We start from the raw sequence: 13,199 nt of genomic DNA, 5'->3' as shown, positions 1-13,199 counted from the left end.
TCATCCGCCGCTGGTCAAACCGCTACCCTTTCATGATTTTCTACGGAACCAACGGCACGCACGTCCGCACCGTGCCCCTGCCCGGCGTGGCCTGCCCTTTTTGCACCGCTTCCGACACGCTGCAGGTGAGCCTGTTCTGCCGCTACGCGCATATTTACTACGTTCCGCTGTTGCCATTCAGCAAACCGGTGGTAGCCACCTGCACCAATTGCAGCCTGAGTTGGGACAATAAGGCGTTGCCCCCGGCCCTGCGCGGGCCCATTCGCACCCTGAAACAGGACACCCGAACGCCCCTGTGGACCTGGTCGGGCACGGCGCTATTGGCCGTGGGCCTGGGCTGGGCCGCTGTAGCCGGCGCGCGCGACGACCGCGAAAACCAGGCTTACCTCGCGGCCCCGCGCGTGGGCGACATCTATACGGTGCGCGCCAACGAAGCCGACAACAACTACTCGCTGCTGAAAGTGGTGGGCGTGAAAGGCACCACCGTGGACGTGGTGGCCAACGAGTACGTCATCGACAACAGCCACCCCATCGACCAGCTCAACGCGCCCGCCAAATACAGCAAGGAGCCGTTCTCGCTGGGCCAGTTCGAGCTGAAAATCATGCAGAACAAGGGCCAGCTCACCGACGTTGACCGGCTGGGGGAATAGTCTCCGGCCACAGGCCCGCCCAGCGCAGAAAGTCCTCGCCCACCTGCTCCCAATAGAAGTCGTCGTAGTTGACTTGCCCGTTTTTCATGCCGAAGAAGTTGTGCTCGCGGCCGGGGTACTCGCGGAAGGTGAAATTGGTGCGGTGCTGCCGGATGGTTTCGAGGCGCAGGTGGTCGTCGCCGGCCACGCCGCTGTCGAGGGTGCCGAAGCCGATGAACATGGGCACTTTCGTGCGCAGCAGCGCGGGCATTTCGGAAGCGACGAAGCCGTAGGTGTTGCGCGGGTCGTCGCCCTTGCAGTCGGCAATAGTGGGGTCGGCCACCACCTGCTGCCAGCGGCGGAAAATCCAGCCCGCCGCCGCCGTGTCGGCCTCCTGCCGGGCCTGGGCCAGCATCGACATGAGGCGGCCCAGCGGGTTGCCGCTCAGGTACACGGCCCGGCTCACGAGGCCCGGCACGGCGGCCAGGTGCGCCACCACCGAGGTGCCCTGCGAATGCCCGCCGATAACGACGTGCGCCGCATCAACCCAGGACTGCTTTTTGAGGTAGCGCAGCACGACCTCGTCGCGCCGCACGTAGTAGTCGAGGTAGTTGCGGGCGCAGTAGTAGGCCGGCGGCTGGCGCTGCTGGAAAATAACGTTGGGGTTCTGGCCCGTCACGTCGAAGGAGAGCGGCAGGCCGGGCTTGCTGATGATGGCCAGGTGGCAGGTTTCGAGCACCTTTTTGGGCCGAAAGGGAAACACCGGGAAGGCCCCGCGCTCGTCGTAGAGCACCAGCGGCGTGGGCAGCGAGCCCTCTACCCAGAGGAGCAGCGGCTTCTTCCGCTGCTCCTCGCCGGGCTTCGACATGAGCAGCACCTGCACGCTGTCGCGCCCGAACATAACCGTAAGGCGGCGGTAGCCGAAGGCTTCGGGCGAGCGCGGGGCGGCGGGCGCGGCAGTTGCGGCGGCGGGCGCCGTTTGGGCGCGACTGGAGTGGCTCAGGCCCACCAGCAACACCAGAATCAACAACAGAAAGGGTTGGCGCATGCAGCCGCTTTTTCGCCGGACGGCGGGGTTGCCGGGGCGGCGCAAGGACTTTAAAGGCCGGCGGGCGGTTGCACCTTTAACAAAGCGCAACCGCCCGCCATGACGCAGCAGGAATTATTCCACCAGAAAATCCTGAATGAATTGGGTGTACGCCTCGCGCACGGGAAGCTCAAAATCGGTGTGCAGCTCCCGCCTCAGCGTTTGGGTTGCTTGTTGCGTCAGCGGATTGAAGCCCTCGCGCCCGGCCATTTGCCAATACAAGCCAAAGCCCCGCTTCTGCCAGGCGGGCAGGTCGTTGAAGTTGATGCCGCGCTCAAAAAGCAGCTCGTGCTTGTCGGCGGTGCGCAGGCCGCTTACGCGGCTGGTCGCCTCACGCTCCGTGGCGCCTTCCGTACGCAACAGCCAGTAGCAGTGGGCATTCAGGGAATTGCGCAAAGCATCTTCGGCGCGCCAGCGGAAGTAATCTACCACATCGGCAGGGCGCGGTAACTGCGCAATGCGGCAATCGAAAGTACCCAGGCTGCCCAGCAGCAGCGAAAACTTGGCCGACGCCTCGCCGGCCAGAATGCTCTGGTACTTGCGCAGCTTGCGGCCGAAGGTATTTTCGGCGGGGTCTAGCAGCAGGGATATTTCGTCGCTTTCGGAGTAGCCGTAGCGCACCCGGAAGCCGCACTGCATGAGGTGATGCACAGTGCCCACCATCAGGTCGCGAAACCGCTCGTCAAACGGGCGCTCAAAGGCGTGCGTTTCCTTGGTCAGACGGGTAAAATTGCGCCCGTCGAGCCGCGCCACCAGGTAGATGCCGGGCAGGGCGCAGTGGTCGTGGGCAGTTTCAAAAACCCGTAGGCGGGCGTCCAGTTCATCAAATCTCATAGCTGCCAGGGCTCGACGATAAATTGGCCGTCGTGGCCGATGCGCACAAAGTACAGCTCGTCGAAGCCTTCGGCGTAGCTGGGCAGTTCCAGTCGGGCCCGCGTGCCACGGACGCCCCGTTCCGGCACTTGTTCCACCGCGGGCCGCTGCTGGTTGCGCAGCAGCGCGGCTTCGGTGGCGGAGTTAAAGTAATAGCCGATAATCGCATAGCCAGCCGCTTTGGCGGGGCCAATGTAGCGTTGGCGCTCTGCGGCCGTGGGGTTGGTGTTGTCGACCGCAAAACGGGCTTGCGTATCGAGGCAAAGCTGGAGAAATAAGGCTTCGCGGTGGCGGGTGCGCAGCAAATCCATGCTGATGCGCACGTGCGAGTTCAAAAACCTCTGGCAGTAAAACGTGCTTTTCCCGCTGGCCTGAATGCCGCAGAAGATGATGGCCTGCATGGACTGATGATGACGAGAACGGACCCGACGTGCCCGTTTGCGCGACAAATTACGGCTCTATCCCAGTTCGTGCGGTTGTACTAGCCGCCCCCGACGCTCAGCGCCGCGTGCCCGCCATCCGGACGAAAATGCCCAGGCCCGCCTCAACATAGTAGACGCCACCCGCGGTGGGTGGCCCTTGCTGGGCTTGGGCCTGGCGCCAGCCGCTGCGTAGCCGCAGGGTCCAATTCGAATCGGAAAGCGGGCCGCGGCCGAAGCGGTGCTCCCGGTCCTTGTCCAGCTTTATTTCCAGGTTCAGGCCGGCGGTGAGCGGGCGCGCAAACCACAGCCGGTAATCGGCTTCGGGCCTGACGGGTTGGTTGTTCACTGTAGCGGGAGCAAACCAGAGCAAACTGGCCCCGGCGAAGGGCGTGAGGCGCAACCACTTATTTTCCAGCACGCAGTAGCCCGCCGAAAGCTCTACCTGCGAGTAATTCAGGCTTTGCTCGGGCTCCCACACGGCCTGGCCAAACGTGTAAGTGGCCCGGGGGCGGAGGTCGCCCGTCGTCAGGCGCGCGTACAGCAGATAGCGCTGCCAGCTGGCCTCGCCGCCCATGCCCAGGCGCACGGTATTGGTGAAGGCCTCGCTCAACTCGCCTTGAAAAAAGGTGCCGCCCAGAAAGAATTCGCCGCCCACCGTGAACGGCGACGGCACAAATTCATAGCGCACGTACCACTTGGCCACGCCCGCTAAGGGAGAAGCCGGATAACGCTGCACAAAGCGGCGCAGGCCGGCATCAAGCGAGTCGGAAACCTCTTCGCGGCCATTGGCCAACACGCGCAGGTAAAGCGGCAGAAAAGCCGAATCGGCCGCCGGCTGGCGCACGCGCCGGGCCGCTACCCGAATAAGGCTGTCGGCGCGGCGCGCCACAAACGCCTGGGCGGCCTCGGCCAGGCCGTCGGCGGGAAAGGTCCGGAAAGGCACCCGGCAGTCCCGGCCGAAATAGGCCCGGGCCGGCACTGCCTGCTTCAGCAAGGCCGCAAACCGGCCGGCGGCCGCCAGCAGCAGCGCCCGCTCATTCACGGAAAGCCGGGCCGAGGAATCGACTGCGGGCAGTTGCTGCAGGAGGTAGTCGAGCAGGCCCGGCAGCCGGCCGGCCCGGTTATGACGCAATTCCGCTACCAGCGCCTCACGGGCCTGCACCACGCGCAGCAACGGGCTCACTTCCAGCCGGCGCAGCTGGGCGTCGAGCTGGCGGCCGGCCGTGTCGGCCGGCGTCTGGGCGCAGGCGGGCCGGGCCGCACTCAATACGAGCCCTAAACATCCCATCCAGAACCAAAAGCTGCGCGGCGACACAAGGCGAATTTAGAGGTAGAAAGCGCCGCTAAGTTGCACAAAAATCGTTGTTTTATGGGCCGCACTGGTCGCCCAGGTAGCCGGGCAGCTGCACCAGCCGCAGGTAGTCGCCCAGGCCGGCGGGCTTCTGAAAAACGTGGATGAATAGGATGGAATCCTCGCCGCGGCTGCGCCAGATTTCGGCGTAGAAGCCCGCCACGGCATACAGCGTCAGGTCGAAGCTGTCTTCCTGGCGCTCGGCCAAGCGGGTGCCGTGCCGGGCGAGGTGCTCGGCCTGCAGGCGCTGGTGCAGGGCTTTGAAATCAACAACGTTCATGCGGGAAAACAGGCGGCGGTAGCAGCGGCGGAAGGCGGGCCGGTTGTCAGTTTTTCTGGTTAGGTTGCGCCAAAATACGACCCACCTAGCTTACCGTCCCATGGGCCTCTTCGACTTTATCCGCAACGAGCTGATTGAAATCATCGATTGGGTTGACAACTCAACCGATACCGTCATCTGGAAATTTCCGGACCACGAGAATAATATCAAAAACGGCGCGCAGCTCACCGTGCGCGAGTCGCAGGTGGCCATTCTGCTCGACCAGGGCCGCCTGGCCGACGTGTACGGCCCCGGCCGGCACGTGCTCACCACCGCCAACATGCCCGTGCTCACCACCCTGCGCGGCTGGAAATACGGCTTTGACTCGCCCTTCAAAGTCGACGTTTATTTCGTATCGACCAAGCAGTTCACCAACCTGAAGTGGGGCACGCCTAACCCGGTCATCCTGCGCGACCCGGAGTTCAAGCAGGTGCGGGTGCGGGCCTTCGGCACCTTCGCCCTGCGCGTGAGCGAGCCGGCCAAGTTCCTGACCGAATTTGCCGGCACCAACTCCGAAGTGCGCATCGCCGACGTGGAAGGGCAGCTGCGCTCGGCCATCGTCAACAAATTCTCCGATACTCTGGCCGAGGCCAACGTGTCGGTGCTCGACCTGGCCCGCAACTACCAGGAACTAGGCGAGCGGCTGCGCCCGCTGCTACAAGACGATTTCGGCGCCTACGGCTTGGAGCTCACGCGCTTCTACCTCGAAAACGCCAGCCTGCCGGCCGAAGTTGAAGCCTTCCTCGATAAGACCTCGCAAATGAACATGGCCGGCGACATGGCCCGCTTCCAGCAGTTCCAGGCCGGCCTGGCCGTCGAAAAAGCCGCCGGTCAGGAAGGCGGCATCGGCGGGGCCGCCGTGCTGCTGGGTGGCTTGGGCAACATGCTGGGCAACGCCACCGCGCCCGCCGCCCAACCCGCCCCCAGCCCAGCCGCCGCCCCCGCGCCCGACCGCGAGCAAGTGATGCAGCTGCTGCGCGACCTCGGCCAGCTGAAGGCCGACGGCATTCTGACCGAGGAGGAGTTCAACGCCAAAAAAGCGGAGTTGCTGGCGCGATTGTAACCGGTATTTTGAACATAACCAGAACGTCATGCAGAGCGCAGCGAAGCATCTCGCGTGCTTCGTCTGGCTCCCCTCTCCTTTGGGAGAGGGGCCGGGGGTGAGGCGCCACATTAGCGCCGCAACGAAGCGGTAGAGATGCTTCGACTTCGCTCAGCATGACGTTCTATTACCCACAATAAAAACACCCGCCCCCGCCCCCGCATGGACCCGGCCACCGAAAACGCCCTGCGCCAGCTGCGTGAAAACGACCTACTGCGCGCGCCCTGCCCCGGCTGCGGCTCCCAGCTGGCGTTCCGGGCCGATACCCAGCAGCTGGGCTGCGACCACTGCGGGGCCACCGAAGCACTGACCTTCAGCCACAACAAGCTCCGCGAGCACCCGCTCGACGGCCTGCTCATCAACCAGGAGCTGAACCCGGCCGTGCTGGTGGAGCAGCAGCTGTTCAGTTGCCCCAGCTGCGGCGCTCGCACCCGCGTGGCGGCCGATAACCCCACGCTGAACTGCGGCTTCTGCGGCAGCCGGGCCATCAACCCCGAAGCCCAGCGCACCCGCCTGATTGAGCCCGCCGGGGTACTGCCCTTTCGCCTCAGCCGGGCGGCGGCCACCGAGCGGTTTCGCGGCTGGATTGGCACCAGTTGGCTGGCCCCCAACGACTTGGCCAAAGCCGCCAACCTTGACAACCTACACGGCATGTATCTGCCGTTCTGGACGTTTGATGCGCAGGCGCACTCCGACTGGGACGGCGAGCGGGGCGACTATTATTACGTGACGGTGACCGACACCGATAGCAAGGGACGCACCGTGACCCGCCAGGAGCAGCGCACCCGCTGGACCTACCGCAGCGGCGACCACGACCATTTCTACGACGATGTGCTGACGCTGGCCTCGCGCAGCCTGACCAAGCAGCAAAAGCACGTGGACGAGGTGCTGAACTACGACCTCACCCAAGTGGTGGACTACGACCCGCGCGTGCTGCTGGGCTGGGAAGCCGAAGTCTACGGCATCGACTTGGCTGAGGGGCTGGCGCAGGGCCGCACCACCATCCGGGAGCACGAGGAAGCGGCCTGCTCCGAGCTGCTGGGCGGCGACACCCAGCGCGGCCTCAGCGTGAATACCCGCCTCAGCGACGAGTCGTTCAAGCACCTGCTGCTGCCGCTGTGGCTCTGCGCCTACACCTACCGCGGCAAGCTCTACCACTTTCTGGTGAACGGGCAAACCGGCAAGGTGAGCGGCTCGCGCCCGCTCTCGTTCTGGAAAGTGTTGCTATTGGTGCTGTTTGGCCTGCTGCTGGCGGGCGCGGCGTTCTATTTCTGGAACGAGGCGCAACATTCGCGCACGACTTCGACGAGTTATTTGGATTATTAGAGCCACCCGAACGACGTAGGGGCGGGGCTTGCCCCCGCCCGCCGTTGAACGGACTTGCTCGCAACGCAAACCCGCCGACGGGCGTGAACCGCGGGCGGGGGCAAGCCCCGCCCCTACGTCGTTCGGGTGAAAGCGGCCCTGGCCGCACGCACTACTTTTGCCAACGCTGACTGTCCCTTCTGTTTGTGGGGAGGGGGGCAAAAATCGGCTTCCTATTTAACCGCTAATCGATTTGAATACCTTTCGCTTTCCTCACCCGCTCGTCTTGCTGGTGGGTTTTATCATCTTGGCCGCGGCCTTGAGCTACGTGCTGCCCGCCGGCCAGTTTGCCCGCCAGAAAAACGAGGCCACCGGCCGCGAGGTCGTCGTGCCCGGCTCCTACCAGCGCGTGCCGGCCACGCCCGTGGGCCCGCTCGATATGCTCGTCGACATCCCCAAGGGCATGGCCGATGCGGCCGGTGTCATCTTCCTGATTTTCCTGGCCGGCGGGGCCTTCACCGTGCTCGACCAGACCGGCGCCCTGCGTCACGGCGTCGATTGGTTGCTGGCCCGCGCCTACGGCCGCGAGGTGCTCGTCATTCCCGTCGTGAGCCTGCTCTTCGCCACCATGGGTGCTCTGGAAAACATGGGCGAAGAAATCGTACCCCTCATTCCGGTGCTGCTGGTGCTGATGCGGCGGCTGGGCTACCCCGTGATGACGGCGGTAGCGGCCAGCATCGGTGCGGCCATCGTGGGCGCCGCGTTCAGCCCGATAAACCCGTTTCAGGTCGGCATTGCCCAGAAGCTGGCGCAACTGCCGCTGCTCTCGGGCGGGGGCTACCGGCTGGCGCTGCTGCTGCCCGCCGTGGCGCTGTGGATTGCGGGCACCATGCGCCACGCCATCCGCCACCGCGTGGCCCCCGACGTGACGGCCGAGGAAGTGGCCGCCGATGCCCGCGGCGCCGGCCGCCACGGCCTGGTATTGCTGTTGCTGCTGCTGTGCTTCAGCATCTTCGGCTACGGAGTGGTGAGTCTGGGCTGGGATTTCGACCAGATGGGCGCGCTGTTTTTCGTGCTGGGCGTGGGTGCCGGCCTGCTGGGCGGCTTGGGCCTCTCAGGCACGGCCGAGGGCTTCGTGACGGGCTTCCGCGACATTGCTTTTTCAGCGCTGCTCATTGGCTTTGCCCGCGCCATTTTCGTGGTGCTGGAGCAGGGCCACATCGTCGATACCATCGTGCAAGGGATGTCGGCGCCGCTGGCGCATTTGCCCGTCACGCTCTCGGCGCTGGGCATGATGGTGGTGCAAACCGCGCTGCACCTGCCCGTGCCCAGCGTGAGCGGACAGGCAACGCTCACCATGCCACTCTTCGCCCCGCTGGCCGATATTATCGGCCTGTCGCGCCAGGTGGTGGTGCTGTGCTTTCAATACGCCGCCGGCCTTTGCGAACTCATCACGCCCACCAACGGCTCGCTGCTGGCCATCCTGGCCATTTGCGGCATCCGGTTCGACCAGTGGCTACGCTTCGTGGCACCGCTCTACGGGCTGCTGCTGGCGCTGGGCGTGGCCGGCGTGGTGTCGGCCATCGCGCTGGGTGTGTGAGGCTTTGCGTATGTCATTGCGAGGAAGCACGACGAAGCAGTCCGTCCTCTTAAAACAGATAGGCCCTTTTACCAGAAAGCCCCGGCACTAAATAGCGTCGGGGCTTTTCACATTTTAGGGCCTTATTACATTTTAAGGCTTTGTCACCTTATCAGGCTAGTCGCCGAGAACAGTACGGATTGCCACGTCCTGCGGCCTCGCAATGACAGGCATTAGTCCGCGTTTAATCAGCCCGCAGCTCACTGGCCTGAAACACGCGCGGCAGCTTGCGCTTGCGCTCCACAATCTGGTAGGTCGCGGTGTCGGTGGCCTCGTTCCAGAACACGTCCGACACGTGGCCGAAGTGGCGGTACTGGCCCGGCTGGGGCGTGGTTTCCTCCACCGAGTCGCCGAAGCTGAACTTGGGCTTGTGATAGATTTCCTTGAAAAGCTCGGGGCGCACCAGAAACTGCTGCTCGTCGTAGCGAATGGTAATCCACTCGCCTTCTTCATCTTCGCTGATTTTTTCGAAGAGTTTGCCCACGGGCTCCAGCAGCTCGAAGGCGCGGCGGTTGGCGGGGTGAATGTAGCGGAAGCCATAATCGGGCGACCAGCCGTAGAGGCCAAAAATGACGGGTTTGGGACGTGGCATAGCAGGGAAAACGCGGGGCAAAGATTACCTCCAAAACCCCAAATAGCTCTCCGAAGTTGCCAAGGGCCGCCGCTTAATCCATCGGGGCGGGCGTGGCTAAATGCCCGGCTGCGTGTGCCAGCAGGCGGTCGCGGTGGGCGGCGCCGTCGTGGGTATTGGCAAACGAAATTTGTAGCTTCCGGCCATCGGCCCGGTGCACCAGCACATCGGCCGGGCCCACGGGCTCCAGGGCGGCTACTTCGGCCCAGGTCAGTTCGTGGGCCGGGCCCAGGCGGTGGGTGCGCACGGCAAAACCATCGGCGTGCAGGTGCAGGAACTGCCGGTCGGTCAGCTTATTGAGGCGGAAGGCCAGCACCACGTACATCAGGGCCACGGCGGCGTACAGCCAGGGCAGCACGTGCAGGCGATGCGGGGCGCCGGCCAGCTCGGCGGCGTGGTGGCGGTGCCAGATGTGGTAGCTTTCGAGGGCCAGAATGCCGGCCGCCGCCAGCTCCAGCCACGCCACGGGCTCGCGGTGAAAGGGGTTGTGGCGCAGGTGCCGCAGCTCGCGCACCATGAGGGCGAGGTAGGCGGCGCCCACGGCAATTTCCAGGGCGCCCAGGAAGGTAAAATGCTCTTCCCCCGTGAGAATGGGCACCACGCCGAAGAACAGCACCAGGGCCGGCGCGATGTGGCCCAGCGTTTTGGCCGCCTGCTGCTTGGCGTGGCGGCGATGATAGAGGGTGGTGCGGCCCTCGGCGGCAGGCGTGGCGACGTTCATGCCGGAAAAGGTCGGGAGAATATAGCAAAGCCGCAACTATCGGCTGCCGGGCTATGGCCCTGACCAGCAGCCCAAACAAGCCACCTTCCCGCTTGAGCTGGCCGAAAGTTGCTCAGATGCGTATTGCCCACCTACCTCTTGTTCCGCACCGGCCGCATTTTCGGCTTCCCGGGCAGAGGGCTTCGCTCTTTTCAATGCCAACCGTTTCCGACTCCAAACCCGCGCCCCGCGCCAAAACCCCTTCCAAAACCACCTCTACCAAGCCCGCCGCCCCAGCCAGCGCCCAGCCCACCGGGCCCGCGCCGCAGCCTGGCATGGGCGCCGTGCCCCACGAGGGCGGCACCACCTTCCGAGTGTGGGCGCCCCACGCCGACGCCGTTTCCGTGGTGGGCACCTTCAATGAGTGGAACGCCGAAACCAACCCACTGACCCACGAAACCGACGGCTACTGGGCCATCGACGTGCCCGGCGCCAAGCCCGGCGACGAGTACAAATACCACCTTACCAACGGCAAGCAGCAGTTCGACCGCAACGACCCCTACGCCCGCCAGGTCACCAATTCGGCCGGCTCGTCGGTGGTGCACGACCCGAATTTCGACTGGGCCGAGGACAACTTCCAGATGCCGGCCTGGAACGAGCTGGTGATTTACGAGTTGCACGTGGGCACCTTCAACGCCCCCGATGCCGACAAGGTGGGCACCTTCGCCGAAGTGGCCGAAAAGCTGCCTTACCTGCGCGATTTGGGCATCAACTGCATCGAGTTGCTGCCGGCCACCGAGTTTCCGGGCAGCCGCTCGTGGGGCTATAATCCCTCGAATCCGTTTGCGCTGGAAAGCGACTACGGTGGGCCCGTGGCCTTCAAGCAACTGGTGAAAGCGGCCCACCAGCACGGCATTGCCGTGGTGCTCGATGTGGTGTACAACCATTTCGGCCCCGGTGACCTCGACCTGTGGCAGTTCGATGGCTGGAGCGAAAACGACGGCGGCGGCATCTACTTCTACAACGACTGGAAGGCCGAAACGCCCTGGGGCCACAACCGCCCCGACTACGGCCGCCCCGAGGTGCGCCAGTACATCCGCGACAACGCCCTGATGTGGCTGCAGGAATACCGCGTCGACGGCCTGCGGGCCGATGCCATCGCCTTCATCCGCAACGTGAAGGGCGAGGACAACCCCGGCGACGACCTGCCCGAGGGCTGGAGCCTGATGCGCTGGATTAACGAGGAAATCGACCAGACCATGCCCTGGAAAATCACCATCGCCGAGGACATGCGCGGCAACGCCGGCATCACCGAGAGCGTGGCCAAGGGCGGGCAGGGCTTTGATTCGCAGTGGGACAGCTCGTTTGTGTACCCTATTGTAGAGGCCCTCACCACGCCCTTCGACGCCGACCGCAACATGCAGGCCGTGGCCAACGCCCTCTCGGAGAGCTACAACGACGACGCCTTCCGCCGCGTCATCTACACCGAAAGCCACGACGAGGTGGCCAACGGCAAGCACCGCGTGGCCGACGAAATCATGCCCGGCGCGGCCGACCATTATTTCGCCAAAAAGCGCACCACGCTGGGCGCCGCGCTGGTGCTCACGGCGCCGGGCATCCCGATGCTTTTTCAGGGGCAGGAATTCCTGGCCGATGGCGAGTTCAACGACGCTGAGCCGCTGGTGTGGGCCCACGCCACGGCCCGCGGCGGCCTGGTGCACCTCTACCGCGACCTGATTGCGCTGCGCCGCAACTTCCGGGGCTCGACGCGCGGCCTGGGCGGGCAGCATACCCACGTTTTCCATGTGAATAACACGGAAAAGCTGGTGGCTTACGCCCGCTGGGCCGAGGGTGAAAACAACCCTGGCGACACCACGGTGGTGCTGGCCAACTTCGCCAACCAGGCCCGCGAAAACTACACCATCGGCCTGCCCGGCCCCGGCCGCTGGACGGTGCGCTTCAACAGCGACTGGAGCGGCTATGACGGCGAGTTTGGTGATTTCAACAGCTTTGGCCTGGAGGCCGAGGCCGGCGAATACGACGGCTACGCCTGGCACGGCAGCATCGGGGTGGCGCCGTACGCGGTGCTCATTTTGTCGCAGGAAGGGTAACAATTGGCCCGCTTCCCGTATAGCAGAACGTCATGTGGCCCGCGCCGCATGGCGTTCTTGCATTTTGTACCACCCACGTTCTGAGGTTTCGTGCCTCTCCGCCCCTCCTGCTTATGACCCCAACTGACTCCCCTGCCGTTCAACTCAACAACGTCCCCAACTCCGAACTAAAAAACGCGCTGTTCATCATCATCGGCGTGATTTCGGCCGCGTTCGGGCTCAAATCCTTCCTGCTTTCCAGCCACTTCATCGACGGCGGCGTAACCGGCGTTTCGATGCTGCTGGCGGCGGCCTTCCGGCTGCCGCTCTCCATCCTGATTCTGGTTATCAACCTGCCATTCATTGCCTTGGGCTATAACCAGTTGGGCCGACGCTTTGCCTTACGCAGCGCCCTGGGCATTGGCGGGCTGGCGCTGGTGCTGGCCTTGGTGCCCTTCCCCGACGTCACGCACGACCTGCTGCTCACCGCCGTGTTCGGGGGCGTGTTCATCGGCGCCGGCATCGGCCTGGCCATGCGCGGCGGGGCCGTGCTCGACGGCACCGAAATTGCCGCCCTGCTCGTGAGCCGCTACCTGGTGCTGCTCAAAGTCAGCGACTTAATTCTGATTCTCAACGTCGTCATCTTCGGCGTGGCGGTGCTGGTGCTGGGTACCGAGCCGGCCCTCTATTCCATGCTCACCTACTTCGCCGCCGCCCGCGTGCTGGAATTCGTGCTCAACGGTATCGAGCAATACACGGGCGTCACCATCGTGTCGGAATACAGCGACGCCATCCGCAAGGTCATCACCGAAAAGCTGGGCCGGGGCGTCACGATGTACCAGGGAAAATCGGGCTACGGCAAGCGCGGCGAAATGGGCATCGAGCGCGACATCGTCTTCACCGTGGTAACGCGCCTGGAGCTGCCGGGCCTGCGCACGGCCGTGCAGGAAGTCGACCCCAAAGCCTTCATCGTCCAATACCGCATTGATGACGCGCAGGGCGGCATCATCAAGAAGCGGGCATTGCACTAGGGTAGCTTTTTGAGCAAAAA

At 64.3% G+C, this 13,199-nt stretch carries 13 protein-coding genes; 6 read left to right on the top strand and 7 right to left on the bottom strand.

The window, feature by feature from the left end:
* The first annotated feature begins 32 nt into the window (after nt 1-32).
* Complete coding sequence (locus Q5H92_RS16935) at nt 33-650, top strand: hypothetical protein (protein WP_305012734.1); 618 nt, start codon at nt 33-35, stop codon at nt 648-650.
* Here Q5H92_RS16935 and Q5H92_RS16930 read toward each other — a convergent pair.
* The 5 genes from Q5H92_RS16930 to Q5H92_RS16910 form a co-directional block, all read right to left on the bottom strand.
* Nucleotides 622-1,677: an alpha/beta hydrolase family protein gene (locus tag Q5H92_RS16930; protein ID WP_305012733.1), complete on the bottom strand. Its 1,056-nt coding sequence runs from the start codon at nt 1,675-1,677 to the stop codon at nt 622-624. The two genes, Q5H92_RS16935 and Q5H92_RS16930, sit on opposite strands and share 29 nt — an antisense overlap.
* A gap of 114 nt (nt 1,678-1,791) precedes the next feature.
* Entirely contained in the window at nt 1,792-2,550 is a 759-nt protein-coding gene (locus tag Q5H92_RS16925; protein WP_305012732.1) for a tRNA(His) guanylyltransferase Thg1 family protein, read from the bottom strand.
* Nucleotides 2,547-2,990 (bottom strand): bifunctional polynucleotide phosphatase/kinase family protein, encoded by a 444-nt coding sequence (locus tag Q5H92_RS16920; RefSeq protein ID WP_305012731.1) that lies wholly within the window; start codon nt 2,988-2,990, stop codon nt 2,547-2,549. Before Q5H92_RS16920 ends, Q5H92_RS16925 begins: the two co-directional genes overlap by 4 nt.
* Before the next feature lie 97 nt (nt 2,991-3,087).
* Nucleotides 3,088-4,299, bottom strand: coding sequence for a hypothetical protein (locus Q5H92_RS16915; protein ID WP_305012730.1), 1,212 nt, complete (start codon nt 4,297-4,299; stop codon nt 3,088-3,090).
* 79 nt (nt 4,300-4,378) lie between these two features.
* Complete coding sequence (locus Q5H92_RS16910) at nt 4,379-4,642, bottom strand: hypothetical protein (protein WP_305012729.1); 264 nt, start codon at nt 4,640-4,642, stop codon at nt 4,379-4,381.
* 100 nt (nt 4,643-4,742) lie between these two features.
* Between Q5H92_RS16910 and Q5H92_RS16905 the strand changes: the two genes are divergently transcribed.
* From Q5H92_RS16905 to Q5H92_RS16895, 3 genes are all read left to right on the top strand, one after another.
* Complete coding sequence (locus Q5H92_RS16905) at nt 4,743-5,744, top strand: SPFH domain-containing protein (RefSeq protein WP_305012728.1); 1,002 nt, start codon at nt 4,743-4,745, stop codon at nt 5,742-5,744.
* A 201-nt stretch (nt 5,745-5,945) separates the two neighbouring features.
* A complete protein-coding gene (locus Q5H92_RS16900; protein WP_305012727.1) occupies nt 5,946-7,109 on the top strand; it encodes a TFIIB-type zinc ribbon-containing protein in 1,164 nt (387 codons plus the stop codon).
* A gap of 232 nt (nt 7,110-7,341) precedes the next feature.
* The gene (locus tag Q5H92_RS16895; protein ID WP_305012726.1) at nt 7,342-8,688 is read left to right on the top strand and encodes a YfcC family protein; all 1,347 of its coding nucleotides are present in this window, start codon (nt 7,342-7,344) and stop codon (nt 8,686-8,688) included.
* Between the two features lie 223 nt (nt 8,689-8,911).
* On the opposite strand, the gene Q5H92_RS16890 is transcribed toward Q5H92_RS16895, so the two are convergent.
* Nucleotides 8,912-9,319: a DUF6960 family protein gene (locus Q5H92_RS16890; protein WP_305012725.1), complete on the bottom strand. Its 408-nt coding sequence runs from the start codon at nt 9,317-9,319 to the stop codon at nt 8,912-8,914.
* A gap of 73 nt (nt 9,320-9,392) precedes the next feature.
* Entirely contained in the window at nt 9,393-10,079 is a 687-nt protein-coding gene (locus Q5H92_RS16885) for a hypothetical protein (protein ID WP_305012724.1), read from the bottom strand.
* A gap of 194 nt (nt 10,080-10,273) precedes the next feature.
* Here Q5H92_RS16885 and Q5H92_RS16880 point away from each other — a divergent pair, with 194 nt between their 5' ends.
* Nucleotides 10,274-12,169, top strand: coding sequence for an alpha-amylase family glycosyl hydrolase (locus Q5H92_RS16880; protein ID WP_305012723.1), 1,896 nt, complete (start codon nt 10,274-10,276; stop codon nt 12,167-12,169).
* A 113-nt stretch (nt 12,170-12,282) separates the two neighbouring features.
* Complete coding sequence (locus tag Q5H92_RS16875; protein WP_305012722.1) at nt 12,283-13,179, top strand: YitT family protein; 897 nt, start codon at nt 12,283-12,285, stop codon at nt 13,177-13,179.
* Nucleotides 13,180-13,199 lie beyond the last annotated feature (20 nt).

Source organism: Hymenobacter mellowenesis (assembly GCF_030581005.1).
Classification (GTDB): domain Bacteria; phylum Bacteroidota; class Bacteroidia; order Cytophagales; family Hymenobacteraceae; genus Hymenobacter; species Hymenobacter mellowenesis.
The sequence above is the reverse complement of the archived record's forward strand: the minus strand, read 5'-3'. Positions and strand labels throughout refer to the sequence as shown.

Excerpts from the sequence above, each read along its gene's own strand:
- Q5H92_RS16935 (WP_305012734.1), top strand. The coding sequence starts at position 33 with ATGATTTTCTACGGAACCAACGGCACGCACGTCCGCACCGTGCCCCTG.
- Q5H92_RS16930 (WP_305012733.1), bottom strand. The coding sequence starts at position 1,677 with ATGCGCCAACCCTTTCTGTTGTTGATTCTGGTGTTGCTGGTGGGCCTG.
- Q5H92_RS16925 (WP_305012732.1), bottom strand. The coding sequence starts at position 2,550 with ATGAGATTTGATGAACTGGACGCCCGCCTACGGGTTTTTGAAACTGCC.
- Q5H92_RS16920 (WP_305012731.1), bottom strand. The coding sequence starts at position 2,990 with ATGCAGGCCATCATCTTCTGCGGCATTCAGGCCAGCGGGAAAAGCACG.
- Q5H92_RS16915 (WP_305012730.1), bottom strand. The coding sequence starts at position 4,299 with ATGGGATGTTTAGGGCTCGTATTGAGTGCGGCCCGGCCCGCCTGCGCC.
- Q5H92_RS16910 (WP_305012729.1), bottom strand. The coding sequence starts at position 4,642 with ATGAACGTTGTTGATTTCAAAGCCCTGCACCAGCGCCTGCAGGCCGAG.
- Q5H92_RS16905 (WP_305012728.1), top strand. The coding sequence starts at position 4,743 with ATGGGCCTCTTCGACTTTATCCGCAACGAGCTGATTGAAATCATCGAT.
- Q5H92_RS16900 (WP_305012727.1), top strand. The coding sequence starts at position 5,946 with ATGGACCCGGCCACCGAAAACGCCCTGCGCCAGCTGCGTGAAAACGAC.
- Q5H92_RS16890 (WP_305012725.1), bottom strand. The coding sequence starts at position 9,319 with ATGCCACGTCCCAAACCCGTCATTTTTGGCCTCTACGGCTGGTCGCCC.
- Q5H92_RS16885 (WP_305012724.1), bottom strand. The coding sequence starts at position 10,079 with ATGAACGTCGCCACGCCTGCCGCCGAGGGCCGCACCACCCTCTATCAT.
- Q5H92_RS16880 (WP_305012723.1), top strand. The coding sequence starts at position 10,274 with ATGCCAACCGTTTCCGACTCCAAACCCGCGCCCCGCGCCAAAACCCCT.
- Q5H92_RS16875 (WP_305012722.1), top strand. The coding sequence starts at position 12,283 with ATGACCCCAACTGACTCCCCTGCCGTTCAACTCAACAACGTCCCCAAC.